General features: G+C 40.8%; 28 protein-coding genes and 1 riboswitch. Of the genes, 12 read left to right on the forward strand and 16 right to left on the reverse strand.

Annotation, left to right across the window (positions count from 1 at the left end; genetic code table 11):
- Nucleotides 1-311: 311 nt before the first annotated feature.
- The 3 genes from NST24_RS18190 to NST24_RS18200 all read left to right on the forward strand — a co-directional run bounded on the left by NST24_RS18190 (nt 312) and on the right by NST24_RS18200 (nt 2,101).
- Nucleotides 312-452, forward strand: a complete 141-nt coding sequence (locus NST24_RS18190) for an anti-repressor SinI family protein (RefSeq protein WP_008345506.1) — start codon at nt 312-314, stop codon at nt 450-452.
- 298 nt (nt 453-750) lie between these two features.
- Nucleotides 751-1,440, forward strand: coding sequence for a class I SAM-dependent methyltransferase (locus NST24_RS18195; RefSeq protein ID WP_178929754.1), 690 nt, complete (start codon nt 751-753; stop codon nt 1,438-1,440).
- The gene (locus NST24_RS18200) at nt 1,433-2,101 is read left to right on the forward strand and encodes a glycosyltransferase family protein (RefSeq protein WP_342462086.1); all 669 of its coding nucleotides are present in this window, start codon (nt 1,433-1,435) and stop codon (nt 2,099-2,101) included. The genes NST24_RS18195 and NST24_RS18200 overlap by 8 nt, the downstream gene beginning before the upstream one ends.
- A 341-nt stretch (nt 2,102-2,442) precedes the next feature.
- Here the strand turns inward: NST24_RS18200 and NST24_RS18205 are convergent, their stop codons facing one another.
- Together NST24_RS18205 and NST24_RS18210 are read right to left on the reverse strand one after the other, a co-directional pair.
- The gene (locus tag NST24_RS18205; RefSeq protein ID WP_048003004.1) at nt 2,443-2,727 is read right to left on the reverse strand and encodes a hypothetical protein; all 285 of its coding nucleotides are present in this window, start codon (nt 2,725-2,727) and stop codon (nt 2,443-2,445) included.
- Nucleotides 2,717-3,844 carry a RapH N-terminal domain-containing protein gene (locus NST24_RS18210; protein WP_178929752.1) on the reverse strand — a complete coding sequence of 376 codons (1,128 nt, stop codon included), beginning with the start codon at nt 3,842-3,844 and terminating at the stop codon, nt 2,717-2,719. The genes NST24_RS18205 and NST24_RS18210 overlap by 11 nt, the downstream gene beginning before the upstream one ends.
- A 741-nt stretch (nt 3,845-4,585) precedes the next feature.
- Here NST24_RS18210 and NST24_RS18215 point away from each other — a divergent pair.
- The 3 genes from NST24_RS18215 to NST24_RS18225 all read left to right on the forward strand — a co-directional run bounded on the left by NST24_RS18215 (nt 4,586) and on the right by NST24_RS18225 (nt 7,442).
- A complete protein-coding gene (locus tag NST24_RS18215; protein WP_178929751.1) occupies nt 4,586-5,257 on the forward strand; it encodes a hypothetical protein in 672 nt (223 codons plus the stop codon).
- A gap of 335 nt (nt 5,258-5,592) precedes the next feature.
- Entirely contained in the window at nt 5,593-5,907 is a 315-nt protein-coding gene (locus tag NST24_RS18220; RefSeq protein ID WP_024719499.1) for a DUF485 domain-containing protein, read from the forward strand.
- Nucleotides 5,904-7,442, forward strand: coding sequence for a cation acetate symporter (locus tag NST24_RS18225; RefSeq protein ID WP_007497838.1), 1,539 nt, complete (start codon nt 5,904-5,906; stop codon nt 7,440-7,442). The genes NST24_RS18220 and NST24_RS18225 overlap by 4 nt, the downstream gene beginning before the upstream one ends.
- 30 nt (nt 7,443-7,472) lie before the next feature.
- On the opposite strand, the gene NST24_RS18230 is transcribed toward NST24_RS18225, so the two are convergent.
- The 4 genes from NST24_RS18230 to NST24_RS18245 form a co-directional block, all read right to left on the reverse strand.
- Complete coding sequence (locus NST24_RS18230; protein ID WP_008345523.1) at nt 7,473-7,847, reverse strand: nuclear transport factor 2 family protein; 375 nt, start codon at nt 7,845-7,847, stop codon at nt 7,473-7,475.
- 113 nt (nt 7,848-7,960) lie between these two features.
- Nucleotides 7,961-8,650 (reverse strand): thiamine phosphate synthase, encoded by a 690-nt coding sequence (thiE, locus tag NST24_RS18235; protein ID WP_047946593.1) that lies wholly within the window; start codon nt 8,648-8,650, stop codon nt 7,961-7,963.
- Nucleotides 8,637-9,461, reverse strand: a complete 825-nt coding sequence (thiM, locus tag NST24_RS18240; protein ID WP_024719502.1) for a hydroxyethylthiazole kinase — start codon at nt 9,459-9,461, stop codon at nt 8,637-8,639. The genes thiE and thiM overlap by 14 nt, the downstream gene beginning before the upstream one ends.
- Before the next feature lie 17 nt (nt 9,462-9,478).
- A complete protein-coding gene (locus NST24_RS18245; protein WP_008345526.1) occupies nt 9,479-10,366 on the reverse strand; it encodes a LysR family transcriptional regulator in 888 nt (295 codons plus the stop codon).
- Nucleotides 10,367-10,531: 165 nt separating this feature from the next.
- Between NST24_RS18245 and NST24_RS18250 the strand changes: the two genes are divergently transcribed.
- Both NST24_RS18250 and NST24_RS18255 read left to right on the forward strand, forming a co-directional pair.
- A complete protein-coding gene (locus tag NST24_RS18250; protein WP_008345527.1) occupies nt 10,532-10,915 on the forward strand; it encodes a CidA/LrgA family holin-like protein in 384 nt (127 codons plus the stop codon).
- Nucleotides 10,909-11,589 (forward strand): CidB/LrgB family autolysis modulator, encoded by a 681-nt coding sequence (locus NST24_RS18255; protein ID WP_007497850.1) that lies wholly within the window; start codon nt 10,909-10,911, stop codon nt 11,587-11,589. The genes NST24_RS18250 and NST24_RS18255 overlap by 7 nt, the downstream gene beginning before the upstream one ends.
- 37 nt (nt 11,590-11,626) lie before the next feature.
- On the opposite strand, the gene NST24_RS18260 is transcribed toward NST24_RS18255, so the two are convergent.
- Nucleotides 11,627-12,808 carry a class I SAM-dependent rRNA methyltransferase gene (locus tag NST24_RS18260; protein ID WP_342462087.1) on the reverse strand — a complete coding sequence of 394 codons (1,182 nt, stop codon included), beginning with the start codon at nt 12,806-12,808 and terminating at the stop codon, nt 11,627-11,629.
- Nucleotides 12,809-12,925: 117 nt separating this feature from the next.
- Between NST24_RS18260 and NST24_RS18265 the strand changes: the two genes are divergently transcribed.
- On the forward strand, nt 12,926-13,309 hold the full coding sequence (locus NST24_RS18265; RefSeq protein WP_008345541.1) for a VOC family protein: 384 nt from the start codon (nt 12,926-12,928) through the stop codon (nt 13,307-13,309).
- 86 nt (nt 13,310-13,395) lie between these two features.
- On the opposite strand, the gene NST24_RS18270 is transcribed toward NST24_RS18265, so the two are convergent.
- From NST24_RS18270 to NST24_RS18280, 3 genes are all read right to left on the reverse strand, one after another.
- A complete protein-coding gene (locus NST24_RS18270) occupies nt 13,396-14,124 on the reverse strand; it encodes an amino acid ABC transporter ATP-binding protein (protein WP_007497858.1) in 729 nt (242 codons plus the stop codon).
- A complete protein-coding gene (locus NST24_RS18275; RefSeq protein WP_024719504.1) occupies nt 14,121-14,765 on the reverse strand; it encodes an amino acid ABC transporter permease in 645 nt (214 codons plus the stop codon). The genes NST24_RS18270 and NST24_RS18275 overlap by 4 nt, the downstream gene beginning before the upstream one ends.
- A gap of 70 nt (nt 14,766-14,835) precedes the next feature.
- Nucleotides 14,836-15,600: a transporter substrate-binding domain-containing protein gene (locus tag NST24_RS18280; protein ID WP_007497862.1), complete on the reverse strand. Its 765-nt coding sequence runs from the start codon at nt 15,598-15,600 to the stop codon at nt 14,836-14,838.
- A 529-nt stretch (nt 15,601-16,129) separates the two neighbouring features.
- Here NST24_RS18280 and NST24_RS18285 point away from each other — a divergent pair.
- Both NST24_RS18285 and NST24_RS18290 read left to right on the forward strand, forming a co-directional pair.
- Complete coding sequence (locus tag NST24_RS18285; protein ID WP_058337081.1) at nt 16,130-17,215, forward strand: tetratricopeptide repeat protein; 1,086 nt, start codon at nt 16,130-16,132, stop codon at nt 17,213-17,215.
- A gap of 19 nt (nt 17,216-17,234) precedes the next feature.
- Nucleotides 17,235-17,384, forward strand: a complete 150-nt coding sequence (locus NST24_RS18290; RefSeq protein WP_178929748.1) for a hypothetical protein — start codon at nt 17,235-17,237, stop codon at nt 17,382-17,384.
- Nucleotides 17,385-17,434: 50 nt separating this feature from the next.
- Here NST24_RS18290 and NST24_RS18295 read toward each other — a convergent pair whose 3' ends face one another.
- The 5 genes from NST24_RS18295 to NST24_RS18315 form a co-directional block, all read right to left on the reverse strand.
- Complete coding sequence (locus NST24_RS18295) at nt 17,435-18,067, reverse strand: GTP pyrophosphokinase family protein (RefSeq protein WP_007497867.1); 633 nt, start codon at nt 18,065-18,067, stop codon at nt 17,435-17,437.
- Between the two features lie 93 nt (nt 18,068-18,160).
- Nucleotides 18,161-19,174: an ABC transporter permease gene (locus tag NST24_RS18300; RefSeq protein WP_178929747.1), complete on the reverse strand. Its 1,014-nt coding sequence runs from the start codon at nt 19,172-19,174 to the stop codon at nt 18,161-18,163.
- The gene (locus NST24_RS18305; protein ID WP_178929746.1) at nt 19,171-20,667 is read right to left on the reverse strand and encodes a sugar ABC transporter ATP-binding protein; all 1,497 of its coding nucleotides are present in this window, start codon (nt 20,665-20,667) and stop codon (nt 19,171-19,173) included. The genes NST24_RS18300 and NST24_RS18305 overlap by 4 nt, the downstream gene beginning before the upstream one ends.
- Nucleotides 20,668-20,739: 72 nt before the next feature.
- Nucleotides 20,740-21,858, reverse strand: a complete 1,119-nt coding sequence (locus tag NST24_RS18310; RefSeq protein ID WP_007497873.1) for a sugar ABC transporter substrate-binding protein — start codon at nt 21,856-21,858, stop codon at nt 20,740-20,742.
- Nucleotides 21,859-22,030: 172 nt separating this feature from the next.
- A riboswitch (SAM riboswitch) is annotated at nt 22,031-22,140 on the reverse strand.
- A 117-nt stretch (nt 22,141-22,257) separates the two neighbouring features.
- Nucleotides 22,258-23,685, reverse strand: coding sequence for a right-handed parallel beta-helix repeat-containing protein (locus tag NST24_RS18315; protein WP_125589333.1), 1,428 nt, complete (start codon nt 23,683-23,685; stop codon nt 22,258-22,260).
- A gap of 359 nt (nt 23,686-24,044) precedes the next feature.
- Here NST24_RS18315 and NST24_RS18320 point away from each other — a divergent pair, with 359 nt between their 5' ends.
- Nucleotides 24,045-25,136, forward strand: a complete 1,092-nt coding sequence (locus tag NST24_RS18320) for a branched-chain amino acid aminotransferase (protein ID WP_008345553.1) — start codon at nt 24,045-24,047, stop codon at nt 25,134-25,136.
- Nucleotides 25,137-25,460: 324 nt separating this feature from the next.
- Here NST24_RS18320 and NST24_RS18325 read toward each other — a convergent pair whose 3' ends face one another.
- Nucleotides 25,461-25,859 (reverse strand): hypothetical protein, encoded by a 399-nt coding sequence (locus NST24_RS18325; protein ID WP_025208200.1) that lies wholly within the window; start codon nt 25,857-25,859, stop codon nt 25,461-25,463.
- Between the last annotated feature and the right edge of the window lie 16 nt (nt 25,860-25,875).

The following is a 25,875-nucleotide window of genomic DNA, read 5'->3' on the forward strand; positions in this document are numbered from 1 at the left end:
TGATGGCATATGTCAACCTTATTGGTTTATATGAGTCAAATGATTTAGGTCTTTATCATTATTTTAATTTATAATCTTTTAACTGACTTTACAATTGTTTATTATGAGAAGTAAGAATTCAATATTTATGGGTTTTTTAGTCATTTTTTTAGGGACGTGGTAGGTGATAGATTTTACAAAATAGGTTAAATGTCATCATTTTTCGACAAAAATCTATTTTTGTACTCCATTCACATACACGTACAGTTACTAGACGGTTTGTTCAAGTCATTGGTTGCAGATGAATATGTCTTATTGAACTGGAGGATATTATGGATACGCAAGTGAAAAGAAGAGTTGACGAAGAGTGGGTTTATTTGATTCAAGAAGCGAAAAAAATTGGACTAGGCATCGAGGAAATACAAGCTTTTTTAACATCCAACGGTGATCAGAAGATGATAAACAAACCGTAATCAACGCCGTTATCCTTTGTCTTTCAGATTGCTTTGGCTAAAGTTCTAACCTGTCAATTGACCTTTTAAACATCCTTTCATGACGATACGCTACAATAATTGAACACCTCATCATACCAATCCCTTCCACTCAATGGGGTTCTGTCTTTCTATTTTTAGGAGGACAGTCCGTTCCCTGTTCTTTATATGACCCCTTTTTAGCTGTCATTCATGAAAATTGCCCATTTTCGTTATAAAACCAAGCTCCCCACCCATATATTAAGCATAAGACACAAGAAAGAAGAAAGGTGGGTGGCGCGTGAGTTCAGATTCTCTATCTTATTATCATCAAAAGAAGGATCAATATTATCACGGTGTGAACCCTGTGATTGTCCATCGTATTCGCAAGGAATGGACGTCTATCTTGGATATCGGATGCGGCACAGGCCAGCTTGGAAAAGTCCTAAAACAGCAAGACCGTACCATATATGGAATTGAATCTTTTGAAGATGCGGCAAAGCAGGCTGAGAAAGCGCTGGATCATGTTTTATGCGGCAATATTGAACAGTTGGCGCTGCCTTATCAGCATGAACAATTTGACTGCATCATTTTCGGAGATGTTCTTGAACATTTATTGGACCCTTGGGCCGTTTTAAAAAAGGTCAAACCCTTTCTAAAAAGGGAAGGGGCCATCTTGTCTTCCATTCCGAATATTGGTCATATTTCAACGGTTTTAGAATTACTGGCTGGGAGATTTTCTTATACAGATGCAGGATTAATGGATCAAACACATTTACGCTTCTTTACCCTTCACGAAATTCATGCCCTCTTTCAGTCAGCCGGGTTTCATGTTCGTGAGCTTGAAACCATTCGTGTACAACACTCTTCCTATACGGGCGTCATGAATGATCTACATGAATTACTCGTAAAACATGGCATCCGTTTTGATTTTAACGAGGCTGCGACAGCCTATCAATACGTGGTTGAGGCGGTTCAACTCAATGAGTAGCCCCACCATCTTATTTGTTTTATGTGTAAATGATGAGTCGATGTTTCAAGCTTGCTTCCGGCAGCTCGCTTCACTTCCTGCTCCGCACGGGTATCATGTAGAGGTTTTGCCCATTAGACATGCATCAAGTATGACCTCTGCATACAATGAAGCTCTCACTCATCCTGCACAGTTTAAAATTTATCTTCATCAAGATACACTCATCGTCAAACAGCATATGCTTCTCGAGCTGATTCCACTTTTCTTGCAAAATCCGTCACTTGGCATGCTTGGGGTAATAGGTGCAGAAAGTGTGCCAGACAATGGAATCTGGTGGGAGAGCCATGATTGCAGAGGGAAAGTCATTGAATATCGGCACGACACCTATCAGCTGCTAACGTTTGAATCTGGTCATCCACAGACAGAGCCCCAAGGTTATATCAAAGCTTCTGCTATTGACGGTCTTTTTATGGCAACACAATATGATATCAAGTGGCGTGAGGACCTCTTAGACGGGTTTCATTTTTATGATGTGTCACAATCTTTTGAGTTTGCACAGCAGGGATATGAGGTTGGGATTGCAAGGCAAGAAGAGCCCTGGTGTATTCACAAATGCGGAGATCATTTTGATGCAGAAGCATATGAAAAAGCGAGACAAACATTTCTTGCGCATTATCGGTAGAAAGCACCCTTTTCGGGTGCCCAGAATGTAGAGAAACTCATGTTTTTCTACATTCTTTTTTATTTTCCACGTCATGATGTTAGGTGAGCATGAATGAAAATGCCTCCCACACATGTCTTGAAATGGCCTTTTGGTGCTTTTGAGATCTTGTGCAGCTTTCAAGAAAAGGACACGGAGCTCATACTTTCGGATCTGATTTGTAGAACCGATAACCTTTCCGATCCGTTATTGTATATGCTTTTCTCTATTATAAAATGGGGTGATGTAAGTTTTAATGGGGACAATAAAGCTGTCGAGATTTTCTCGACAGCCTGACAGACCCTAAAGGTCTGTTTGATTCATTAAGTAGATAATCTAGAATCACGGGTTCCAAAACGAACATCAGGATTTTCACTAGAACGGGTTCCATTCCTCACAGCAAAATCGTTATCTTGTTGAGATAAAGTTATAAGAGGAAAATCCTCAGTAGTAACGCTACTGCCTGTAGCATTTCTTACAGTCAGATCAGTGGATTCTGGAGAAGTAGCATTTCTTGAATTCACATCAAAATCGACAGATGATAATGAGATCACACCTAGCAATGTTGAAGCACTCAAAAAACCAGTAAGAACCGTTTTAAAATTCATATGAACAGTCGCCCCTTTGGATTTGTTTTCGGGCGTACATCACTTTTTCATACATTTTTACAGATTCATCCATACGCCCATTCTCATTATAGTACCGAGCCGCTTCGAGCGCTAGGTCTTCCATGTATGGATAACCCCTCTCATTCTCTAATTTTTCCAATGAGCTCATGACTTCACTTAAATTTGCTGTTTTTAAAAATAAATTTTCCAATACCATCAGTAACGATAAAAATAGATCATTTTTTCTATTCTTCGCTTCTTCCCAGCCTCTTTTGAAAAATCTTTCACCCTTAATAAATTCCTTTTGACTCAAATGAAATAACGATAATTCATAATAAACCAAAAGCAACTCTGTAGCATTAATAGGCTCTCCTTCTAGAATAACCTGATTAAAATAAGCTAGTGCCCTATTAAAATCACCTAATCCTTTAAAACAACACCCAATATTAAATAATGACTTCACAATCATTGGCTTATTAGACATTGCCTTAGATTTTTCTAAAGCTGACAATAAATGAGGAAGCGCCTTTTCTCTGCATTCAAAATCAATGAAATTACCTGCCATAACAGTTAGACAATTAATTTCTCGAATCATATAAAGGGAATTGCTCTTATGTGCCTTATAAGTATCATAAGAAAGACCAACGTAATACATAGATACGTGTGTCTGTTTCATGTGATAAAACACTTCTGATAATTTGTAATAAAATTCCGCTCTTTCTAACTCATCCCCTACTTGCTCCAGGCGCTTTTCCGCGCGCTTATAGAACACAATAGCTCTAATAAACTCACCTTTTTTAAATTCATACATTCCTTGAAAAAAATTAAAATAGTATTCAAGAATGGCTGACATCTTCTTGCCTTGTCCTTCTACAGCTTTCAAGTAATCCGATTTTTCAAGTGGTTCTTTAGAAGGCTGCACATAGTCTGTCATCAATTGATGACGGAACTCCATCAACTGAAAATAAAGAACCGCCTGTTCATCTTCTTCCATGACATCGATTTTTTTTCTAACCTCTTCTCTTAGCTTCTGAGCCTCTTTAACATTGAATCTTTTTATTTGCTTATACCATTCATTTATCTTGATCGCTACAACTGGAGACGGTATAGACGCCATCTACAATCCCCCCTAGAAAACCAATTTTTAATAAATGTTAGCACAATAACTCCTAATAAAACCCTATTTACCCATTTATATGTAAAATTTTCGGCATAGCGCAAGCACTTTTTAAGCAAGTAGGGCACAAGACATATCGGTTTTTATACGCAATCGCATTGGTGTTTTTGAAATAGGCGCCATGTATTTTAAATAACAAAAAAACAGGCTCTTCAGCCTGTTCTTTATTATCCAGTGATGACCATATTGATGAATGGGACACTTAGTAAAAAGAAAACAACAGCAAAATAACAAGCACCATTTAACATCATCAATACTGATATTACCGTCATCATACATTCTCCTCCTAAAAAGAACCTAAGTTGCGGTCAACGCAACCCAAAAAGAAATTTTCCAACGAATTCCCAAATGCGAATCAATCAATGATAGGATGAAAACATGTCAAAAAAGGAGGGAGCACTATGAATTATTATGCTGTTGTATTTTTTTACGCCGCCACTTAATAAAAGCCACTGAAAACACAAGAAGTAAAATCGCAATAAGCTTGAAAATAAAGCGAGTGAAGAAAGTAGCATCTTCGAACTCCGTTGCAAAGATACAAGCCCCTATGATTATCCCGATCATGCCTACTACCCAATTCCAAAACACATCAATCACTCCTCAATTAACTTTTTTTAAAAGAAAAGCATTTTTTATCCATATGTTTATTATTGCACAAAAAACAAGGGGGAAATATCCAAAATGAAAAAGTTCATAATCGGACTTTTAGGCCTGACGCTATTTTTAACAATTCCATTACAAACCGTAGCCGCAGTAACCCTAGAACCTCAAGAAATTAAAGAATCTTATCAAACTGAAATTGAAGGCAAACTACATACTTTCAATTCTGTAGTGAAAGGCAGCACTCAAACAATAACGATTGATAATGGTGAACAAATAGATAGCGTCTCTTATGACCGGGCAAAAGAAGAACTCCGTATTAACAATGAACTAGTAGACATTAAAGAATTTAAAGAAGCTGGATCAGAATTATTAAGTGAAGACGGCGAATTTAACACAAAATCAAACAAAGATTATCAGTGGAGACTTGTAAAAACCTATAAAAACAAATTCAACGTTACTCTTGCTATTGTCGTTCTTGTGACAACAACAATTTTGGCATTACCGACAGGGACCGGTGCTGTTGCTGGCGCAGTCTTGACACTAAAAGCAATAGCCATACTCGCTACAACAGTAACTACAGCTTCAGGATCAACAGGTCAAAAAGTCTTTCATTACACATTCAAAACATACTACAGCCCGAAAAATGGTTACTGGAACAACAAATTTGTCCTATCTGTCTACAAAGATTCAAAGCGTAAAAAGCATGTTAAAACAGTTTCACATACGACACGTCTTGGGAAAAAATATTAAAAGAGAAGCAGGCTCCATCAGCCTGCTTCTCTACATGTTTATGTAATGTAATTCTTGATGTTAATATGCCAACGCATTATGACCTCAAATGTTTCATTTGCTAAATCGAATCTACAGACTATGTGACAATGGATATCACAGAGTTTTTTTCTTTGATCTTATATTTGATTTCCAGCTTCTTGTGTTTATTTTCATTTTCCCAATATTTATATCCACAATTGATCAGGCTAATCACCCTTTTCGGGTGCCTTTTTTATGATATACTGTCATAAACAACCAGATCGTCTCATATGCATTGGAGTACCTTGTCCCTAATTCGTACAAAGGAGGAAACGATGGCAGACAAAAACGTTCATTATAAGAAGGTTGCCGCTTCAAAGGATTTTCGAAAACTTCTTGAGGAAAAACGCAGATTTATCGTACCGATGACGATTTTCTTTTTTCTCTTTTACTTTTCACTTCCGGTTGCTACATCCTACTTCACCTTTTTGAACACGCCAGCAATTGGAGCGATCACGTGGGCTTGGTTATTTGCCCTCACGCAATTTGTGATGACATGGGTTTTATGTGGACTTTATGCAAAAAAAGCAGCTCAGTTCGACAAATATGTAAGCGCTTTAAAAGTTGAATCAAGAGGTGATGACGAATGAGTATGACCGCTTTTATTTTATTCATAGCGATCGTAGGGCTCACATTGGTCATCACGTATTTTGCTGCGAAAAAAACAAGCAATGCGAGTGATTTTTACACAGCAGGCGGTGGTCTGACTGGGTTTCAGAACGGCCTTGCCATTGCCGGGGACTATATGTCTGCTGCTTCATTTTTAGGGATCGCCGGCATGATCGCCTTAAATGGATTTGACGGCTTTTTCTATAGTATTGGTTTTCTTGTAGCGTATCTTGTCGTCCTTTATGTCGTGGCTGAACCGCTTCGAAATCTAGGAAAATATACGATGGCTGATATGATTGCTGCACGATTCAAACGCCCTGCTATTCGAGGCGTGGCTGCTTTTAACACCATCACGGTTTCCACTTTTTATATGATTGCGCAGCTTGTTGGGGCAGGTGCATTAATCAAACTGCTTCTTGGCATTGATTACTGGATTGCGGTGCTGATCGTAGGTGTCTTGATGACTATTTATGTCGTGTTTGGCGGCATGATCGCAACAAGCTGGGTACAGATCACTAAAGCTGTGCTTCTCATGCTGGGCACGCTGATTATTTCGCTGCTTGTGTTTGCCAAGTTTGATTTTAGTCTGCTGAAGATGTTTGAACAGATGAAAACAGCGACCCCGCTTGGTGAAGCTTTTCTTCACCCGGGAAATAAATATGATGTGCCTTTAGAGACCCTGTCTCTGAACCTTGCACTTGTGCTTGGAACAGCAGGTTTGCCGCATATTTTGATCCGTTTTTATACGGTAAAGGATGCCATTTCTGCGCGTAAATCTGTTCTATCCGCTACGTGGATCATCGGGATTTTTTATTTAATGACGGTTTTCCTCGGCTTCGGTGCCGCTGCTTTTGTCGGAACAGATGCAATTACGGCAGCCGATGCAGCAGGAAACATGGCAGCACCACTGCTTGCACAGGCCCTAGGGGGAGATTTATTATTTGCCTTTGTTTCCGCTATTGCCTTTGCGACTATACTGGCAGTGGTCACCGGTCTCGTTTTATCCGCCGCGTCTGCCTTTGCTCATGACTTTTATAGCCAGATTATTCGCAAAGGAAAAGCAAGTGAACGTGAACAGGTGAAGGCGGCACGCTTTGCTTCTATCGGCGTGGCCATCCTTTCCATCATTCTTGCATTATTTGCGCAATCTTTAAACGTCGCTTTTCTTGTGTCACTTGCCTTCGCAGTGGCAGCAAGTGCGAATTTACCGTTGATTATCTTCACTGTCTTTTGGAAACGATTTAACTCAACAGGGGCTATCGCAGGAAGCTTAACAGGTCTTCTGAGCGCACTCCTGATCGTGTCACTCAGCCCAAGCGTCTGGGACCCATCAGGGGCAGCCATTTTCACAGGAGAGCCGCTTATCCCACTATCGAACCCTGGGATTATCTCGATCCCGCTCGGATTCCTTGCGGCCTACTTAGGCACCATTTTCTCCTCTGAAAAAGCAGATGAAGACACCTTTACAGAAATTCAAGTAAAGGCACACACAGGTATGCATATGGATACAGATTGATGAGAAAAAGCCGGCTGCTCTGCCGGCTTTTTAATATCGCTGGAATAACTCTGGGTTTTTCGGGACGTTTTCTAAATAAACGATCTTTCCTTGATCATCCAGCTCCGCAATATCAATGCCTTCTGCTGTATATACACGACCGTCTGTTAACTTTCCGCAAACAGCCCAGTTTGTTTCATACTTCCCATCTTCACGTTTCACCCAGCCATCCCACATATGCTTAATGTCTTCATGTACGTGGAAAAATGTGTTCAAAAACTGTGTGAACGCTTGGATGCCAGGCTTTTCAGCACCATTTAAGACAATCATGACATCATCTGAAAACAATGCCAGCAATTCGTTCATTTGCTCTTGCCCTTTTCCCGCTTCATCATATCGGCGAAAATACGTATCGAGCACTTCCATCATTCATTCTCCTTTATTTACCTGTCATTTCGAAAATAATCGAACAATTAGATTGTACACAATTGTATCTCTACTGTCTATTTTTCACGCAGATAAGAAAAGACATGGATGAGTCAATCCATGTCTTTTACAGATGAAAGAGCTGCTTTCTCTGACTCGACAAGAGATGTTAGTTCTTCCGCAGCTTTTTTCGGATCAGCGCTTTGGCTAATGGCGCTGATGATGCTAATGCCATCGGCTCCCGCTTGGATGACTGGTGCCGCATTTTCATACGTGATCCCGCCGATGCCCACAATAGGAATGTGAAGACCGTGTTGACGTACTTCGTTGATTAAAGAAACACCTTGGACACTGCGTGTATCCTTTTTTGTTTCTGTAGGATAGACTGGACCCATCCCAACGTAGTCTGCCCCGTCCTTCATCGCTTGCCTCACTTCATCTAGATTGTGCGTGGACACGCCTAATATTTTATTCCCGATTCTTTGCCGTACATCTTGTGCAAGTGTATCTTCCTGCCCAACATGGACACCATCTGCATCAAGATCTATTGCAAGCTGTACATCATCATTTACGATAAAGGGGATATTCGCTTCTTGGCAAAGTGCTTGAATCTGTTGAGCGATTTTTTTCTTTTCTTCACCTTGCAGAGCACCTTCACCCTTTTCACGAAACTGAAACATCGTGATCCCGCCTTGAATGGCCTCTTTCACCACATCAAGCGGATGCCGGCTTGTATTCGCTGTTCCCATAATAAAATAAACCGATAATTGCTGTTTGATTAGCTGCTGATCAACCTTCGTCATGCAAAACTCCCCCTATTTTCCCTAACGTGATCACATCTTGACCATTTGTATTGGATAGCGCGTTTAACAATTCGATTTGAAAGGTGCCTGGCCCTTTCTCTTCTGTCTGCTGAGCTGCCTTTTCTGCAGCGACACCATAAAACAGCAGAGCTGATGCCGACGCATGAATGGGCCGTTCCCCTGTTGCACAAAATGCCCCTATGACAGAGGTGAGTAAACAGCCAGTCCCTGTCACCTTGGTTAACCATTCGTGTCCATTATGAATAGATAGAACCTCTTCTCCATCTGACACGACATCCACTTTTCCCGTAATCGCCACAACGGTTTGAAGGGCTTTTGCCGCCTGCTTTGCTAAAGACGATACATCTCCATTTGCCCCTTTTGCATCAACCCCTTTTGACTGCCAGCCATTCACTCCAATTAAATGAGCTATTTCAGCAGCATTCCCTCTGACAACAGTGATGTCCACTTGCTGTAACAGCTGTTTCGCGGCACTCGTCCGAAACGTTGTCGCACCAACACCAACAGGATCTAATAGAACCGGTACACCTTTTTCATTGGCCGCTTGTCCAGCAATGACCATCGCCTCCACCGTATCCTTTGTTAGTGTGCCGATATTCAGCACAAGTGCATCCGCTAATTGCGCCATTTCTGCCACTTCTTCTTTGGCATTTGCCATGACTGGAGAAGCACCTAAAGCAAGCAGTCCATTCGCTGTAAAGTTCGTCACAACTTGGTTGGTGATATTATGGACAAGCGGATTTTCCGCTCGAACCTTTTCCAAAAGATGAGACACGCAGCTTAATTTCATCTGTATCGTCCTCCCTTTTACTCTGCATCCCACACATAGGATTTTGTATGCTTTAACCATTCTCTTGCAGCAAAGGACAAGTAGCGGTCCTTTCGCCAAATGACACCCAAATGCCACGGAATAGACGGATTTAAGGAAATGATCCTCACTTTATCAGGATCTAGATCACGGCAAATCCGTTCAGGCAGAAGCCCGATTCCAAGGTTCTCAGCAACCATTTCACTGATGAAATCCCATTGTGACGTTTCATAAATAACGTTCGGCCTGAATCCCGCATTCATACATTCATTTAAGATTCGGCTGTGCAGAACGAAATCTTCTCGAAAGAAAATAAAAGACTCTTCCTTTAAATCAGCCAAATGAACCTCATCACGTCCTGCCATCGGATGTGATGGATGGGTGACAAGCTTCATATTCTCTTTAATGATGGTGTATGTATGAAAAATTTTATCATTTGCAGGCAGAACAATGACACCAATATCTAATGATCCATCCTCTACCCCTTCCTCTACTTTAATGGAGCCGTGCTCCACCAATTGAAAGGTGACATCTGGATACTGCTGGCGGAATTCCCCCATCACATTTGGGAAAAAGCTTGATCCAATCATGGGAGGCAGTCCTATTCGGATATGTCCTTTTTTCACATTCATTAAATCATTTAATTCACTCGTTAAATTCTGAAAGGATTGTGTGATTTCACTCGCCTGTGTATACATGGTTTGTCCAGCATCTGTCATTTCAACCTGTCTGCCATTACGGTAAAACAACTGCACACCTAGCTCATCCTCTAGGTTTTTGACCATCTTGGAAATGGTCGGCTGCGACACATAGAGCGATTGCGATGCTTTCGTAAAACTCTTTAACCGTGCCACTTCTAAGAAATATGTTAAATGTCTGATGTCCACATGGTTCACCCTTTCTATAGACAAAAGGAATACTAACTATTCGATATATGTATTTTACCTATAATAGAACGTGCTGTACACTTTAAAGTAAGCTCACCGATTAGAACGTTGTGTTGTTTTTGTGAAACAGTGAACAATTTATATAGAAAAAGGAGTGAACAGAAAGTGCAATTGCTCAAAACGTCGCTGATTGCTACCCTTCAGATTATGGCTTTATTTGCTTTTGCGAAATTGATGAATGTGCTGGCGGCCTTTTTGCATTTAAGAATTCCGGGCACGATCTTAGGCATTCTTGTCATTTTCTTATTACTTCATTTTAACATCATTAAATTAAAATGGATTGAACTTGGCGCCGTATGGTTGCTCGGAGAACTGCTGCTCTTCTTTATCCCTTCAGCAGTAGGCGTGATTGATTACGGAACATTACTTTCTCAATCTGGCACAAGTATTGTCCTTGTGGTTTTACTTAGTACCTTTGTGGTCATGCTCTCGACTGGCATGATGACGCAGATGATTGCGAAAAGAAAGGAGCGAAAAAAGCTATGTTAGTTGGCGGACTATTCTTGATCCTAACCATTCTGATCTATCTCGGATCAAAAGCGGTTTATAAACGTCATCCGAAAGTCTATGTCTCCCCTTTACTTGTGACACCGGTTGTTCTTGTGGTCTTGCTGTTAATCGTGAACATTCCTTACGATGCTTACAATCAAGGCGGAAAATGGCTGACAAATATGCTTCAACCTGCGACTGTGGCATTTGCCATTCCTTTATATAAGTATTTTCACATTCTGAAGAAGCATGCAGTAGAAATTATTTTGAATGTGGCTTGCGGTTCTATCGTTGCAATTTTATCAACAGCGTTTATCGCCAAATTGTTTCATTTGGATACGAGTCTGATCGAGAGCCTCGTCCCAAGATCCGTCACAACACCCGTGGCGATGAGTGTGTCTGAAATGATTGGCGGGATGCCGTCCGTTACGGCTGTCTTCGTCATTTTAACAGCATTATTTGGCTCAATCATTGGGCCATTGGTTATCCGTTATTTCCGTATTGATAATGACATTGCAATGGGTGTTCTGCTTGGTACAGGAGCACATGGTGCAGGCACATCGAAGGCCTTTGAACTGAGCTCGGTCTCAGGCACGATCTCAAGTGTGTCCATGATCATTTCGGCCATTATTACATTATGTGCAGCGCCTATCCTGATGTCGTTTGCCTTATAGAAAAAGCCATTTCCCCTTATCGGAAAATGGCTTTTTCTTATGCTTGGATGAAGACAACCTTTAAATAGTTCCCCTCAGGATAATTTTTCGTTGTACGGAAGTCCTCAGGAAGTGTATATTCCTCAAGAATACGATACGTTTTCCCAGATTCTTTAAAGGCCTGTGCAATAAATCCTTTAAACTTTTTCATCCCAAATGCACTGCTATTGGTTGACGCCACAATGACGCCGTTCTCAGCTGTGATCTGGATGGCTTCTTTTAATAGTTTCTTATAATCCTTCGCTGCACTGAATGTGTGTTTCTTCGTTCGTGCAAAGGAAGGCGGGTCCAAGATCACGACATCATAGCTCCAGCCTTTTTTCGCCGCAAACGGGAAATATTTAAAGACATCCATGACTTTGATATCCTGCTCGTCTACATCAATGCCATTCACTTCAAACTGCTCAGATGTTTTTTTCAAACTACGGTTTGCAACATCTACACTTGTCGTACGGCTTGCCCCGCCAAGCGCTGCTGCTACAGAGAAAGCGCCGGTATAAGAGAACGTATTAAGGACGGTCTTTCCTTTTGCATAGCGATCTCGAATTGCTTTTCGCACATGACGCTGATCAAGGAAAATACCTGTCATCGCACCATCATTTAGATAAACCGCCACGTTCATCCCATTTTCTTTGACGATAAGAGGAAATTCACCTTTCTCCCCTTTTACAAAATCGTCATCTTCGATATATTGTCCAGACGTATCAAATCGCTTCTTTTCATAAATGCCTTTATAGTCAGGGTACACCTGCTCAATCGCAACCAATACATCTTCTTTTAATGTATAAACACCTTCGCTATACCATTGGATGAGATAGAATCCATCATAATAATCAATCGTGATTCCACCAATTCCATCCCCTTCTCCATTGAACACACGGAAAGCCGTCGTCTGTGCATCACGAAATAGATGCGTTCTGCTTTTGGATGCCTGTTCAAGTTTAGAAACAAAAAAGGCCTGATCTATTTTTTCGTTAGCGTCAAAGGAAAGCACCCAACCGATGCCTTTATTTTGCACACCATAATATCCTTTCCCTAAAAAAGAGCCTCTTTCATCTACCCATTCAATGAGCTCGCCTTCCTGTACACCGTTCACACGCGACACAGCATCTTTTGAAATAAGCGGATATCCCTTTTTCACTTGTTCTGCAAATGTTTGTTTTAATGAGATTTTTTTCATTTGTGTCATCCTTATCCTAAATTGACTCTCTCTATCCTACCATATGAATGTATACGTTACTTCTATTATGATAAGATGAGGAGAAAAATATCAACTCGACATAGAGGAGGCTCTTTTTTGACAACATTACGCTTAGATCATACAGGGATTATGGTGACAAATATTGATCAGTCCATTGATTTTTATGAAAAAGTGGTGGGCATGAAATTAAAGGATCGCATCACTCATACAAACGGAGTCATTGAACTTGCCTTTCTTGGCTTTAAAGACGAAGCGGAAACGGAAATTGAACTCATTCAAGGGTATAGCAGCGACCTTCCATCTGAAGGAAAGGTCCACCACCTCGCCTTCACAACAGATAATATTCACGCTGAATTCAACCGTATTCAAAAGCTGCAAATTGAGCTAATAGATGAAGAAATCACAACATTACCTAATGGCTATTGCTACTTCTTTTTCCGAGGGCCAGACCAAGAGTGGATTGAGTTCTTCCAACGATAATATTTCCTAGGAAATGCATGCGAATCGGTATATTCATTCTCGTCACAAAGAAAAAGAGTAAGAGCATACCTGCTCTTACTCTTTTTTTATAGCACCTTACTAAGAAACAATTTGGTACGTTCATGCTGTGGGTTTCCAAAGAGTGCTTCTGGTTTGTCTTCTTCGACGATATATCCACCATCCATAAAGATCACGCGGTCTCCCACTTCTCTTGCAAAGCCCATTTCATGTGTGACGACAATCATCGTCATTCCTTCGACTGCTAATTGTTTCATAACAGCTAAAACATCCCCAACGACCTCAGGGTCAAGAGCAGATGTCGGCTCATCGAATAAGAGCACTTTCGGGTCCATCGCCAAAGCTCTTGCAATGGCAACACGCTGTTTTTGTCCACCAGATAATTGGTTAGGGTAACTTTTGGCCTTGTCTTTCAAGCCGACCTTTTCAAGCAAGTCTAATGCTTTATCGACTGCGGCTTTCTTCTCCATCCCTTTTACTTTCACCGGTGCGATCGTGATATTTTCTAACACGGTTTTATGAGGAAATAAATTAAAGTGCTGAAACACCATACCAACTTCTTGTCGTACTTTATTGATATTCACTTTTGGGTCTGTAATCGTATGTCCGTGGACAACAACTTCCCCAGCCGTAATATCCTCTAATTTATTGAGACATCTTAGAAATGTGCTTTTCCCTGATCCTGAAGGACCAATGACACATACAACCTCTTTTTCCTCGATGACTGCATTAATATCCTTTAAAACTTCGTTGTCACCAAAGGATTTCTTTAAGTTTTTCACCGTAATCATACTCATTTCACATCAAATCTCCTTTCTGCGTAGCTAGCCAGTAGAGAAAGTAAATAAATGATCACGAAATAAATGACACCGACAATGAGCCAGACATTCAAAGGATCAAAGGTAGCCGATGCTTGAACTTGTCCCCGCTGCATGATATCAGCAATACCGATAATCGATAAAAGAGAGGTGTCCTTCAAACTGATGATGGCTTGGTTAGTAATGGCTGGAAGCATACGGCGAAATGCCTGTGGAAGGACGATAAAGCGCATGTTTTGTCCACCTGTGAATCCTAAAGAGCGTGCGGCTTCAGTTTGTCCTTTATCGATGGACTGAATCCCTGCACGAATAATTTCTGAGAAATAAGCTCCTGCGTTAATCGCTACTGTAATAATCCCTGCCGGCACTCGGTCAAGTGAAATGAATTCAAGTGTATTTAACCCAAAATAAATGAAGAATAGCTGTACGATAAATGGCGTTCCTCGAATGGCATTGACAAAAACGAGTGAAATAAAGTTCAAGATTTTAAATGGTGATAGGCGGAATAGCGCCACAATTAACCCGATGATAAAACCTAAAATGATAGCAACAACAAAGATATATAAAGTGGTTTGCAAACCCTCCATTAAATACGGAAATGCATTAACAATCGTATCCATGTTTCTCCCTCCCTAATTCACATACGGTTGACACATAAAGAAAGCGCGCTCTGAGCGCGCCTCGCTTGTGTTATGACTTCAAATATTTCTCAATAATTTTGTCATATTCACCGTTTTTCTTTAGGTTTTCCAGCCCTTTATTGATTTTCTTCAATAAGTCCTGGTTTTTCCCCTTCATCACTGAGATCCCGTATTGGTCTCCATTCAAGCGATCTCCAACTGTTTTCAATTTCAAGTCTTGCTGTGCGATCGCATACGTAATGACAGGATAATCCTCAATTAAAGCATCTGCATTTCCATTAGATACTTCTTGGAACATAGATGGACTGTCATTGAATTGAACTACTTCATACCCATATTTGTCTGCGTTATCTGTTGCAAATTTTGCACCTGTTGTCCCATTTTTAACAGCTAGCTTTTTCCCCTTTAAATCATCAATTGATTTGATGCTGCTGTCCTTTTTCACAACAACTGTCAGACCAGCGTCGAAGTATGGATCTGAGAAATCCACTTTCTTTTTACGCTCATCTGTAATACTCATACCACCCATTCCAACATCAAGCTGACCTGCTTGCATCGCTGGAATAATCCCTGAGAAATCCATTGCTTCAAGCTTCACTTTGAAGTCTTGGTCTTTCGCAATGGCGTTAATTAAATCAACGTCTATTCCCACAGTTTTACCGCCCTTTTCAAATTCAAATGGCGGATATGTTACATCTATCCCGATTTTATATGTGCCTTTGCCTTCTCCCGAACCGCTGTCTGATTTTGAACCACAGGCTGCCATGACGAGCACAACAATTAGTCCCATGATCAGTAACATCGATTTCTTCATAAAACACGACCCCCAATTGTCAGTTTTGTCTAAATATTCGCAACAACAATCTTACTATACCACGCTAAAGCTATACTGTGTGATATTTTTTATCAATACCAAAGATCCATACAATTCTAGATCGATAGTCTCTTTAAATTTTACTTTTTTGCGAATAACTCATTTTATTCTGAAAGAAGCATGTTTCACAATATTCATGTGATATAATCTCACAAAAAACCGCGAACACTCCTTTATAAATAACACTTCTTTCTCATCTATGAAAAAACCCTCTTTCACTGTCTCTCTTCCTCTATTGATATCCTGATATATTTTTTTCAATATCCTCTTTTTACCTAAAAAAATGTAAGCGTATACAATCCAATCGTTACTCCCTATTTTTTTCACTACTGGTTGAATTTACATCAAAAAACATGTTTTACAAATTGAGATAGACCGCTTAAAATATAAGAAGATACTTAATATGGAAAGATGATTCAGACAAATAAGAATCAGCAGAAATGAATAAGTGAAGAAAGGAGGATACCAATTGGCAGAAACAGGTGTTTTGTCATCCGTTGATGTAGCAAATATGCTAAATGACTGGTATGTCTTGATGAAAAAAAGAGACATACAAGAAGCAATACAGCTAAAAGAAGAGATTCTTCAAGCATTTGATCGAATGGAAGAGAATCAAGACGTCTTACTCTACTATCAACTTTTAGAATACCGTTTCAAAGATTTAGTCGAAGATACAGCTTCGTTAGATCACAGTCTTTTTGTAGATGAAAATGCGATTCGCACAGATGATATGCTCAGCTACTATTTCTATTTCTTTAAAGGCATGTATGAAATGCGCAGAGGGAATCAAGATACAGCATTTCACCATTTGAAATTGGCCGAGGATAAATTAGATCTCGTACATGATGACATTGAAAAGGCAGAATTCCATTATAAAACAGGATGTCTATACTATAATATAAGATCCACACTTCTCTCCATCCACCACTTAAAAAAGGCTTCGTCTATTTACGACGCAGATCCATGTTATGTGAAAAAATCAATCAGCTGTCAAATGATGCTTGCTCTGAATTATGCGGATCAATCGAAATATGAAGAGGCAGAAGCTTTGTTTGGACAGGTGATTCACTCACTCGAACAGATGGAGGATCCAGATTTACTTGGTCACGCGTATTGCAATGCAGCCTTTATTAAAAGTCTAAGAAATGAATACAGTGAAGCTGTACCGCTCCTAGAAAAGGCTTTATTGATTGAGGCATTCGAAACTTCTTCTCCAGGCGGCTATTTACTGGCCTTGTATGCCTACACGAAAGCGCTGTTTAAGCTGAAAAAGCCTGGTTTGTTCCACTATTATGTACAGCTTTCACTTCAAAAAGCAGAAAATTTAAAACAACGAAACATTTCACTTAAATTATCCATTTTAGAAACATTGATGCTCCAGCCAGACAACATGATTGAGCAGATCATTTCTTATTGTGATCAATTAGAATCTATGAATTTCCTTGTTGATCTTGAGGCTATCTGTCAGGATGTAGCCGCCTACTTAACTGAAAATGGTCTTCCGAAAGAAGCGATGTATTTTCAGAACAAGGCATTGTCATTCAAAACTTGTTAAGAAGATGGAGTGATGTATGATGAAAAAATGGCTGATCTCAAGTGCGATTTTTACGCTCTTGTTCACAGGTGTTTGGATTGGCACTTCTACACAAAAAGGCAGCCCGTCCGCACAATCGCAAGATGACGGTACGATCATTCAAAAGAGAGATCGAGGCACCAACCCTTAATAAGACTGAAAAGAGTAGCTGTCATTCAAAACAGCTACTCTTTTTATTGGTTAATCAATTTCTCGTTTGATATTTTGCATTTTTTCATCTAAGTAGTGAGCGATATCTGCCGCTTCCTTTAGTTCATCGGTGAGCTGATGAGGAACATCGTTTTGCAGTTTATAATAGATTTTATGTTCGAGACTCGCCCAGAAATCCATCGCAATGGTCCGCACCTGAATTTCAACCTTCACATGCTCCACACGATTCGTTAAGTAAACAGGAATCTCAACAATTAAATGAAGACTTCGATAGCCATTTGGTTTCGGATGCTGAATGTAATCCTTCACTTCAAGGATCTTTAAATCCTCTCTTTGCCTCAGAACATCAATAATGTTATAGATATCTTGAATAAACGAACAGATGATGCGGACACCAGCGATATCATGTATGTACTCCTTGGCACATTGTGTGGTGATGTCACATCCTTTTCTCGCTAGTTTATTCACGATGCTTTCAAAGGATTTGATCCGTGATTTTGTATGCTCTATTGGGTTGTGTCCATGGATTAAATTATATTCCTGACTAATAATCGAAAACTTTGTATCCATTTCATCTAATGCAAATTTATATACTAATAATTCATTTTTCCAGTCTTCCATGACACTTTTCAAATCTTCTACATGAGTTGCTGACATATTCATTCTTTTTGTCATCTCCTTTTGGCAAACAGCTGTTACACTGCTTTCCGTTTACTAGACGGAGAGAGGACACAAATGGTTTTAAAAAAATACATCTTAGCCCCGTTGTTTGTAATAAGTCAGCGCGAGTGCCAGTGCAAGCACAGATCCTTTCACGATATCCATTGCATAATACGGGACAGACATCATCACAAGTCCATTTTGCAAAATACCGATGAGCACCGCACCAATAAATGTACCGAATGCGTTTGGTTTACCTGCTCCCATGACTGAAAAACCGATAAAAGCAGCAGCTACCCCATCCATTAAATATGGCGTTCCTGCGTTAATTTCTGCTGTCATCACCCTTGATGCCAGCACGATACCACCGATCGCCGCAAATAAGGCAGACAACAGATATGCTGCGATTTTGTATTTGTTCACATGAATACCAGATAATCGAGCGGCTTCTTTATTTCCACCGATGATATACATCAATCGCCCATGCTTTGTGTAAGTCATAAAAACATGGGCAAAAAGCACAATGGCCGCCATAATCAAAATGATAAAGGGGACCTGCCCAATCTTGCTGAAAAAGGCAGGGATGGTGCCAGTTGAAAAAGTGCCATCAGGCAGCACCATATTTTCAGAAATGGTCGCACCTTTCGTATAGGTTTGTGCGAGCCCTTGAATGATAAACATCATGGCTAGTGTCATGAGCATATCTGGAATCTTCATTTTGACAATCATCCAAGCATTCAGCAAACCGACAATAAGAGAAGCCGCCAGCGCAGAAAGGATCGCAATGAGTGGGTTTTGCGAGAACCATACAAACATGGAGATCACAATTGCATTTGATAACGTAGCAACTGAGCCTACAGATAAATCAAAGCCGTTCACTGCTAGGGAGATCGTCAGCCCTACCGCAATGATGGTTACAATCGAGATCGATCGTAAAATATTGATGATATTTCCTGACTGTAAAAATGCCGGATTGGCTGCCGCAAAGACAACAATCAATACGACAATCGTTAAGATGGTGCCATATTGATAAAAGAAATCAAACAGATGAAAGGATGGCCGCTGTTTCTTGATTTGTTGAACTGGGGCTGAAACTTGTCGTTCACTCATGATTGTCCTCCTGTTGAATGATATAAAAGCTCTTCTTCAGTCATTGGTGCCGTCATTTCCCGGGCAATGCTGCCATCATATAAGACGTATACTCGGTCGGCAATTCCTGCAATTTCTGAAAGCTCACTTGAAGCATAAACAACCGCTTTTCCTCTTGCAGCTAGCTCTGCAATGAGGGAGAAAATGTCCTTTTTGGCTCCAACGTCTACACCTTTGGTTGGTTCATCAAAGAGATAGACATCCGCCTCAGCCAACAGCCATTTTCCAATCGCAATCTTTTGTTGATTTCCACCGGATAGATGCTTCACCTTCGCTTCAAGAGAAGGTGTCTTGACGCCAAGCCGCTTGACGATTCCATCTGCTGCCTTCCGTTCCTTAGAACGATGTAAGAAGCTGAACGGCCGTGTAAACGAACGTAGACTTGCAGCTGTTACGTTCCATCCAACAGTTTCTTCTGTTAGAATCCCTTCTTTTCTCCGTTCCTCAGGCACAAGGGCAATACCCGCTCTCACAGCGTGATGAGGCGACTTGATATGAATGGTTTGACCATGCAGCTGCACAGTGCCTGATTTTTTTTCTGAGGCGCCGAATAGGGCTTTGCACAATTCTGTTTTACCAGCACCGACTAGTCCTGCAATCCCGAGAATTTCTCCTTTTTTCACATGAAGATGAATGTTGTTTAATTTATGCTGGTCATGCAACTCTTTCACATCAAGCACAATCGGTGCATCCTCTAGCGGTGTACGGAATGGGAATTGATCCTCTAATGGCGCGCCAAGCATTTCTTCAATGACCTGCTTTGGATCTGTTTCTTTAATGAGGTGCGCCGCCACATCAGTTCCATTCTTCATCACAGTCAGTTCATCACAGATGTTGAAAATCTCCGGCATGCGATGCGAGATAAAAATGATGCCTGTGCCGTTCTTTTTCAATTGATGAATCATTGAGAATAACTTGCTTGTTTCTGCATGACTAAGTGGAGCGGTTGGTTCATCTAAAATTAAAATGCTGCATTTGATCGACACAGCCTTGGCAATGAGCACCATTTGTTTTTCTGCCAGTGTCAGATCACTCACAAGACGCTTCGTTGAGATGTCAATGTCCATCTCTTGTAACAGCTGTGCTGCCTTGCGGTGAATCTCTTTCCAACGGACGAATGTTTTTTTCTCCATTTCATGGATCATCATATTTTCGCCAACACTTAAATAAGGCACTAGAGCTGTATCCACTTCTTGATGGACGGTCTGCACACCGTATGAGGCCGCATCCTTCGGTGTATGAATGGTCGCCGCCTCGCCATTGATGTGGATGGTTCCTTCAAAATGTGAATGAGCACCAGAGAGAACTTTCATTAACGTTGACTTCCCAGCACCGTTCGCCCCAATCAGGGCATGGACTGTGCCTTTTTTTAATGTGAAATTTGCTTGATCTAACGCTTTGACTCCTGGGAATTCAATCGAAATGTTTTTCATATGAACTAGCGGCGTTGTCATAGGTGTCCTCCTTCTCTCCTGATCGTCAATTGAAAAACGAAACACCCTCTATGAAAAGAGAGTGCACGTTGTTTATTTTGCATAATGCTTCTTCAAGGTCTTCATCCAGTCTTCTTCAAAAGCAGTCGATGATCCGAATCCTTTTACTTCATCTGCAAGATTGACCATATTGATGGCCTTTCCTGCATCCTGAAGCTGCTTTTGTGAAATGAGAGAGGCCTCAAGGTCATAGGAAGATGGCGTTTTCTCGCCAGCTAGTTTCTTCGCAAGAATCCTTACGTCGATTGCGCCAATGAGCTTCGGATCGACAGCGGCAGTGTACTTCCAAGGACTGTCTTTCGCAGTCATTTCTTGCAGATCGGCATTAGACACATCAATACCGTATATTTTCACTTCGGTTCTTCCTGCTTCTTTTAAAGCTCTTGCGGCACCAATCGCAAATGCATCCCACGTGGCAAAAATCGCATCCAGTTTACCCTTTGGATATTTATTTAGCATAGCCGCAACCGCATTTTGTGTTTGAACTGATGTATCAGAGGCCGCAACGCCAAATCGGTCAAGTTCCTTGATTCCTGTATGCTGTTTGAGCGTTTCTTGGTACACCTTGTTTCGTCTCACCATTGGAGGGAATCCGTCTACCCAAAGATACGCAATATTTGCTTTCCCTTTAAAATCAGCCACGAGTGCATCTAATGATTTTTTCGCTAATTGCTCGTCATCTTGAGACGTCACTGTGACCCCTTTGATGTCCTTCAGCTTCGGATTTGAATCAAACGCCACAACTGGAATGCCTTTCGCTGTGATCTTCTTCACATCAGCGACTGTCGCCTCATCATCCCCATGAGAGATGATAAAGCCATCATAGTTTTCTTCTAGTGCTTGAGAAATAGCATCATGAAACTTCGCCGTATCACCATTTGCCGTGTAGACATCTACTGTAAAGCCTAGCGCTTCACCTTCTGCCTTCGTTCCTGCTAAAAACTGAGCAGTATGATCGTCCCCGCCAATTTTACGGATGACTTTAATTTTTGCTCCCTGTCCTTTTGCAAATCGCTTCGGGACATTGTCAAAGGAGACCTTTTCGTTTGCATTAGCCTTTGAGCCTGCGCTTGATCCCGTACCGCAACCAGATAATAGCACGGTCAGGACCGTCAATAATACAAGAGATGATGTCCAATATTTACGTTTCATTGCTGTTCCTCCTCAAGTTGTTTTATTTTTCACATCGGAAAACTAGGTAAAGAAGTGGAAATATGCCTGTGAACCCAGTCTTTTGATTCTAAAAAAAGAGATCAAAAAAGCCTCTCTTGATAAAGAGAGGCTTGATCACCGTTGCATGAAACATGTATCGGGAAGTCTTCCTCTCTTATCTGTCAAAGCTGTAACAGCTTTGCAGGAATTAGCACCAATTTCTTAAATAGAAACGGTTGCTGGGCGTCATAGGGCCAGTCCCTCTGCCTCTCTTGATAAGAGATCCGTTATGAAATTTGTTTTAGTTGAAATGTCTTCTTTACTTTAATGTGATGTCTCATCAATGTCAATGACTTTTTTGAAAATTTCTAAAATGATCATTTGCACCGAATGCCTTGTTTAACTGCCGATGATTTTCTTAGCAGGTGATGATGCCTTAAGACGGAAATCATATTTTTTCTCATTCACAAATTGGGGATTGAGGTGTGCTGATCCTTTATCTTGACCGCTTTTCGAGCGATACGTTTTGTAGCCTTCCAGCCATTTCCCGCGCCATACCCACTGTGAGGCTTTTGCACCTTTGCGGTCATCGTAGACATTCTTTTGGAATGTATTCTTCTTGTTCACTTCGTAGAGATTCACGACTAAGTAATGCGAAGCACTGGCTGTCATGATATTATTCGTGATTCGATTGTTCACCGATTGATATTGCATGAGCAATTGACCGCCTTCTAAGCCGGCTGTGTCATTTTTGTACAAAATGTTATGGGAGATGGTCGTGTTTGTGGTTCCGCCCCGCTTCTTGTCATAGCCGCCAATGGAGATGCCTGTATAACGATTTAAATATACTTGATTGTGCTCAATGCGAATGCGTTCGGCCATCTTCCCTTTATGTTCACTTGTGACCTCAATCCCAAGGTCATTATGATGGCTGATGTTATGATCAATCACGATGTCTTTCCCGCCATCCACATAGATTCCTCCTGCGGAGATGTCCTTGCCGTACGCTGGATTCCCAACACTCGTAATCTCATAAACTTTGTTTCTAGATACGACACCATTTCGCACTTGATCATACTTTTTAGAAGGTGCGACATTCTCAAAACCAATTAAATCAATCCCGATATTGTCCGTATGCCGGACTGTATTATGTGTCACACGGAATTTTTTCACGTTTCCGTTTAGCACAAGGGCTTCACTAAAACCCAGCTTTAACTTTTCCACAGTGTTTCCTTTGATTTCGATGTCTTCAATGGCTGCAGGTGCTTTCGTTCCATAGACCGCAATGCCATGAGCATTCCCATTTTGATGTGTCGTCTGAATGTCGTACACACGGTTGTTAAGCAGTTTGACGCCTTTGCCGCTTCCTGTGATGAATATACCGATGGGTGTCACATCTTCTTGATTCGTTTTAATATGACCGACTGTCAAACCTTTCAGGGTGATATAGCTTTTTTGGTCAAGCTTCACGAGACCTCCGTCTGCTTGATTTCCTTTAAGAGATGCTCCGCTAATGACAGGTTTCTCTTTTCCATACGCTTGAAAAACAACTGGTGCTTTCTTTGTTCCAGAATGGCGGACAATCAATCTCTCTTTGTATGTACCGCCTCTCATATAAACTGTTGTCCCAGCTTTCGCGATACTTGCCGCTTTTTTCAGCGTACGGAAAGGCTTTTGCTTTGTCCCTGGATGTTTGTCGTTCCCATTTGCTGCGACGTAATAGGCAGTACCTTGCTTCGCACCAGCCTCCTCCGTCATCGCTTGACAGCCAAAACTAATGGCGGTCATCAATAAAATCAATAAGGCGCCTGATATCATTCGTTTCATCTCGTTGTTTGCTCCCTTCCACTCTCTTCTACCTTTATCGGTTAAAAAAAAGAGGATTAAAATATGGCAATGCCCCTTGCAATGTACTAGTCAAAAGGTGTATGGTTGAAAGAATATCTTACAGGAAAATAAATCGCTTTTAAATTGTCAGATTAATCAGTTAATAATGAAATTGGATTTTATTTCTAAGGGGAAACTTCAGTAAAACCACGACAGAGAGGAGGAAAGCGCTTTAACAGATTTTTCTTGTCTGAATTCCAGAAAACCTATTGCTAATATTTTGTGAAGGTATAGAATAGAATCATAATTATTTCATATTATTAGAATTTTCAAATAATCAAACAGCAAGGAGATTTACGATGCCAAAACAACCCATCCGCGTTGAACTTAGTTCAACAAAAAAACCAAAACCTCAATCTGATCAACTTGAATTCGGAAAAATCTTCACAGACCACATGTTTGTGATGGATTATTCAATTGATAAAGGCTGGTATGATCCGAGAATTATCCCTTATCAGGCGATTCCAATGGATCCAGCTTCTATGGTTTATCATTATGGCCAATCTGTTTTTGAAGGCTTGAAGGCGTATGTGTCTGAGGATCAAAAGATTCTCTTATTCCGTCCCGAAAAAAATATGGAACGCTTAAACAGATCAAATGACCGCCTATGTATCCCGCAAATTGATACAGAAACGGTTTTAGAAGGCTTAAATGAACTCATTCGCATTGATAAGGATTGGGTACCTGATGCAGAGGGCACTTCTTTGTATATTCGTCCATTCATTATTTCTACTGAGCCCTATTTAGGTGTTGCACCGTCAAGCACCTATAAGCTGATCATTATTTTATCTCCAGTAGGTTCTTATTATAAAGAAGGCATTCATCCGGTCAAAATTGCGGTGGAAAACGAATTTGTCCGCGCTGTTAAAGGCGGAACAGGAAATGCCAAAACAGCTGGAAACTATGCATCAAGCCTGAAAGCACAGCAAGTTGCTGAAACGAAAGGATTTTCACAAGTCCTGTGGCTTGATGGCATCGAGAAAAAGTATATTGAAGAAGTCGGTAGTATGAATATCTTCTTTAAAATCAACGGAGAAATCGTGACGCCTGAACTGAACGGCAGCATTTTAGAAGGGATCACACGGAATTCTGTGCTTGAGCTGTTAAAGCATTGGGAAATCCCTGTGACAGAACGTAAAATTTCAATTGATGAGTTAATCGAAGCACATCAGTCAGGTGAACTTGAAGAAATCTTCGGGACAGGAACGGCAGCCGTCATTTCTCCTGTCGGTGAATTAATTTATCACGATCAGCCATACGTCATTCAAAATGGTCAAACAGGCGAAGTATCGAAGAAATTGTACGAAGCGATTACTGGAATCCAAAAAGGAACTCAGCCAGATATCTTCGGCTGGACAGTAGAAGTCGATTCGGTCGTCAAGCAGGCATAAGCAAGCGAAAGAACCTTTCATTTGATGAAGGGTTCTTTTTTTGTTTCTTTATCTCCTTATCTACCTCATAATGGAAAATATGGATCTATTCCACGCTTAAGGAGTGATATTATGTTTTTTACTTATTTACTAGCGTTCTTTGGGATTTGCATCGGATCGATCATCATCGCTACAGGTTTCGATGATTCATCGTTCTTCACCCGTTTTCTATTTAAGTTTCTCGGAATTTCTATCTTTGTTCTTTCCATTACTTTTGTAAAAGTGAGGCGAAAGAGGTTACGCAACAAAAAGGCGAAAAAGACTTAGTTGTCAGTTAGCCTTCAATCAAATCGTGCACCAAAACAAGACCGAGATCCCCACAATGGCCCCTGCATATATCCACTGTTTCCCTTTGATACTCCGCTTTCTCTCGATCAGTAAAAAGATCTCTGGTAAAAAGACGATGATGATTTCTAGGATAAAAACAAGATGATAAACTGGCGGCATCGGCTGGAAATCAAAGTCTCTTTCATCTCCACCGATGGTTGCGAAATACATTAACAGATTGGTTACTGGAATAGTAAAACAAACGAGCAAGCGGAGAACATACATCCACACATCCTGTCTATGCCGAATCAGACCAATAAATGAAGCGATGATTCCATACAAAAACAAAACCACTGTGCCGTAACTAAGTAGAGGTTGAACGATAAAGCCGTAAAGCATTAAACCAATTGCCACCATATTCTAACCGTCCTTT

Source organism: Bacillus sp. FSL R5-0286, from assembly GCF_038593245.1.
Taxonomy (GTDB): domain Bacteria; phylum Bacillota; class Bacilli; order Bacillales; family Bacillaceae; genus Bacillus; species Bacillus altitudinis.